The organism is Kitasatospora sp. NPDC059803 (assembly GCF_042732255.1).
Classification (GTDB): domain Bacteria; phylum Actinomycetota; class Actinomycetes; order Streptomycetales; family Streptomycetaceae; genus Kitasatospora.
Window position 1 is genome coordinate 1 of record NZ_JBHWIJ010000461.1, and the last position, 4,235, is coordinate 4,235.

At 71.7% G+C, this 4,235-nt stretch carries 2 protein-coding genes and 1 pseudogene; all 3 read right to left on the bottom strand.

From position 1 onward, the window contains the following. Positions 1 to 104: 104 nt before the first annotated feature. The gene (locus ACFV6I_RS38035; protein WP_380430701.1) at positions 105 to 2,786 is read right to left on the bottom strand and encodes a hypothetical protein; all 2,682 of its coding nucleotides are present in this window, start codon (positions 2,784 to 2,786) and stop codon (positions 105 to 107) included. A 244-nt stretch (positions 2,787 to 3,030) separates the two neighbouring features. Further along, positions 3,031 to 3,621: a hypothetical protein gene (locus ACFV6I_RS38040; protein ID WP_380430704.1), complete on the bottom strand. Its 591-nt coding sequence runs from the start codon at positions 3,619 to 3,621 to the stop codon at positions 3,031 to 3,033. Between the two features lie 45 nt (positions 3,622 to 3,666). After that, a pseudogene (locus ACFV6I_RS38045) lies at positions 3,667 to 4,235 on the bottom strand (hypothetical protein); the annotation flags it as partial.

The window sequence follows — 4,235 nt, forward strand, 5'->3', positions numbered from 1 at the left end:
CGGCAACGGGAGGGGGCGGACGAGTCGGGGGGGGCGGACCGGCGGCCCCGCCGAGACGTCCGAGGTGCGCCGGCGTCAACCGGCGCGGGCGTCAGCCGCGGGCGTCAGCGGCCCCAGCGGCGGCGACGCACCCGCGACCAGCCCTCGCGCAGCCCGGTCAGCGCCTTCTGCCCGGCCGGAGTGCCGCCCAGCAGCAGCGTCGCCGGTCCGCCGACCAGCAGCACCAGGCCGCCGATCAGCGCGATCGGGAGCAGCAGGCGGGCCATGCCGGAGCGGTCCGCCGCCGGCGTGCCGGCCGCGACGGGCGCCACGGTGATCGGCTTGCCGGACGCGGAGGGGGCGGCGGCGGCCTTCGCCCCGCCGGCCGTTGCGGCGGCCGGGACGGCGGCGGATCCGCCGGTGCCGGCCGTGCCGCCGGTCGTCCCGGTGGAACCGGTGGATCCGATGGAGCCGGTGCCGCCGGTGCAGCTCGTCGCGCCGGTAGTGCCGAAGGTGTTGCCGTCGGCCGTGGTGTCCCCGGTCCCGCCGGCCGCCGTGCCGCCGTCGCTCACGGGCGCGGGCGCGGTGCCGGGAGCGGCGCCGTCCGTGGAGCCCGATCCGCCCGCCGGGGTGCCGCCGGTGCCACCGGTCGTCCCCGGGTCGGGGGTGACGGGGGGCGGGTTCGGCGGCGCGGCCTGGTTGCCGGGCAGCTTGCCGTCCTGCGTCTCCACGTGCGAGGCGGCGTCCGCCGCCTGCGCGCGCTGGGCGTTGGTCAGGGCGAGGAAGCCCTGCGCCAGCCGGCCCGGCTCGGTGCCGTACACCTGGCCGCTGGTCGTCACCGTCTTCAGGAACTTGGTGATCGCCGCCGCCTTGGCGTCGGGCACGCCCTTGGTCGGCACCATCGCGTACTGCACGCTGGTCAGCGGGTAGGCGAACTGGTCGTGGGCGTACGCCGTGTCGGCGACGCCGTACGGCAGTTGCTGGACACCCGTCGACGCGTCCACCGTCATGTCCGCCACCGCGGACTGGAAGCTGGACGTGCTGGGCGCAGCGAACCCGCCCGCCGGGTTGAGGAGTTGGGCCTCGGGGAGCGCGTAGGCCTTCGCCTGGCCGGCGTCCATGATCGAGAACAGCGTCCGGCTGCCCGGGTCCATCGGCGCGCACTGGTTGTGGCCGCCGTCGGGCTGGATGGTCGGATCGATGCAGGTCGGCTTGTTCTGCAGCAGCTTCCGCGCCACGTCACCGAGCCCCGTGGTGACCGGATTCCACTCGTACTCACGCCAGTTGCTGCGCGGCTGCGTCGTCGCCCCGACCAGCCCGGAGGAGTCCTGCCGGGCGAAGGAGTCGGTCGGGTAGCCGGAGAAGGCCGGCCGCAGGTAGTACGTGTCCACCCGCATGCCCCACGGGTCCGGCTCGCCGTCCAGGAAGCGCGCGGCGTCCGGGTCGGAGGCGATCCACGAGGTCAGCTGGTACACCAGGTCCGTCGTGCCGCCGACCACGATGGGGCTGGACTGCGAGACCGCGCAGGACGTCGGCCACTTCAGCCCGCTCTCCGGCGGCAGCGGGTTCAGCTTCAGGAACTCCTGGTCCCGGAAGATGCAGGTCGGGTTGCCCTTCACGGAGGCGATCACGCCTCCGGCGGGCGAGTACGACTGGGTGAGGAGCTTGGCCAGCAGCCGGGCGTTGAGCTTCATGTCCCTGATCTGCCGACCGGTCGACGGGTCGTCGACCACGAAGGCCACCGACACGCCAGAGGCCGACAACGGCGCGTAGACGTACGGGCGTTGCGGCGTCGACGTGTCCGGTCGGACCGTCAGGGCGACGTCCGTCGCTCCGCCGAGGAAGTCGGCCCGGGCCTGCGGCTCACCGCCGGCGGGAAGGTACTGGAAGGACAGCGGGTTGTCGCCCAGGCACAGGCCGGAACGCCACAGCTGCACGGCCCGGTTGGCCGCCTCCAGGCCCGCGGCACGGAACGCCGACGTCTGCGCCTCGCAGGCGGCCGGCGAGGGCGCGAAGGCCAGCGGCACCACGGCCCGGTTCTCCCAGGCGCACTGCTCGCCGCTCGACATGCCGTTGGCCGCGTCCTTGCCGAACACCTCGTCCGACGCGAGCTTGTATCCGGTGGTGAGATCGAGGGTGTGGTTCGTGCAGTCCACGGTCTGCTGCGGATTCGTCTGGCCGAGGCTGTCACCGCCGTAGTTGGCCTCCACCACCAGGGAACACGGGTGGGTGGCATCGCAGGCCAGGGTCGGGCTCTGCAGCCCCGTGTACAACTCGATGGTCGCGGCTCCCGAACCGTCCATACTGGTGGGGGAGATCACCATGTTGCTCGGGAAGTCCGGCGCAGGCACGTCGGTCTTCCGCTGCTGGAACCCGGCAGCCGGATCCAGCCCGTACATGGTGCTGCCGTAACAGTCGGTGACCTTTGGATCGGTGCCGCGGCACTCGTAGATCCGGACGGCGAAGAAGGAGTAGGCGTCGCCGGGCTTCACGATCGTCCTCGGCTGGCCGTTGCCGTCCGTGGTCGGGGTGAAGCCGCTCCAGGAGAGCTGGACCACCTGGTTGGTGAGGTCCTTCGACTGCGAGAGCGTGATGCTCCCCTGCTTGCCGTACGTCCCGGTGCTCGGATTCCAGAGCTTCGGCCCCTTCACCGTCACCGCGGACGACGCCGCCACCGCCTGTGGCACCGCCCCCAGGCCGATCGGCACCACCCCGAGGGCCACCACCACCGACCACACCATCGCGATCGCCGGCCATCGGCGACGCCACCACCCCGGATCCCTCCGGTCGGGTAGTCGGACTCTCATGGCGGGCACCTCCGTGCGAATCCGCGCCGCCCAGCACGCGGCGCAAGGGGGATCAGGCATGCGGACGACCGGACGGTTCCGGTACCTGACCATTGCGCCAGCCGGATATGGCCGGATCCGGTCGACAGGGTGTACGAGACCCCAACGCGGCACCCATGGAACGGAGTTGCGTCGTCCGAATGCGTACGGGCCCGCACCGGGGTGCGGGCCCGCAGATCACCCCGCGGTCATCGCGGGCCGGGGGTCAGCTGCCCGGGGTGAAGGACAGGGCGAGCGAGCCGACCGACTGGCCGCCGGTGAAGTACGTGGTGCCGAGGGCCTTGTCCAGATACTGCGCGCCCTCCGCGTCCACCTGGAGGCTGGAAGCGGTGAGGCTCTGCGTGGTGCCGGTGCGGCCGACCTGGGTGTCGCCCAGCGGGTCCAGCAGCGCCACCGGGTTGGTGCCGCCGTCCGGGACGGCCGTGATCTTCCAGCTGCGGACGCCGAAGTCGAGCTGCTTGAAGACGACGCTCTTGCCGTTCGTGGCGTTGAAGAAGAGCAGGCTGCCGCCGAACTGCACGTCCCCGGAGAAGGACGGAATGTTGGCCGCTCCGCCGGTCACCGGGAAGGTCGCGGTGATGGCGTTGTTGGCGGCGGCCGCGGTGGCCGGCGTCAGCGGGACGACGACGATGCCCTTGAGCACCGACTTGGCCAGGAACGCGCCGTCGACGGTGATCACGGCGCTGCCGGTGGGCGCGGTGGCGGTGGTGTCGGCCACGGCCACACCGCTGACACCGGTGACCGCCAGGACGACGGCGGCACCGGTGGTGGCGAGGCGGATGCCGGTTCTTGCCATGCTGAACTCCTTGGGAGAGGTGGGACGGTGCGGGTGGAGCAGTGGTCAGCTGTGCGTGATGCTCCCGCAGGCGTGGGGCGGCAGCGGAAGGAAGCCGAACCCGGTGATGTCCGCGAGGGCGGTCGGATTGGTGCAGATCCAACCGTCGGCGCCGAAGACGGAGCGCAGTGCGGCACCGTGGGCGTCGGCGGCGTTCCAGTCGGAGCGGCGGAGCACGTGGTAGAGGGAGAGGACGTAGCTACCGCCGACGAAGTTCTTGTTGATGGCCTTCTTCGCGGTGTCGACCGGCGCGTCGCCGTTGACGTTGCGGATGGTCAGCGGGCCCTGCACATCCGAACCGCTGCCCCGGCCGTAGTACATCTGCCCGACGTAGTGCCCCACGGAGTAGGGGACCAGCGCGTCGGGGTCGTTCAACTGGGCGTCGCTGCCCTCGTTCTCCTGCACACCCTCGGTCACACAGAGGCCGAAGGCCGAGACGCCGATCTTCCACAGGAAGTTCGTGCGGAGGGCTGAGCCGGGCTGCGGCAGGAACGGCTTGATGGTGGTGCTGGGCAGGCTGGGGTCGATCTGGTCCCAGGTGGTGACGTTGCAGGTGTAGATGTCCTTGAGGTTCT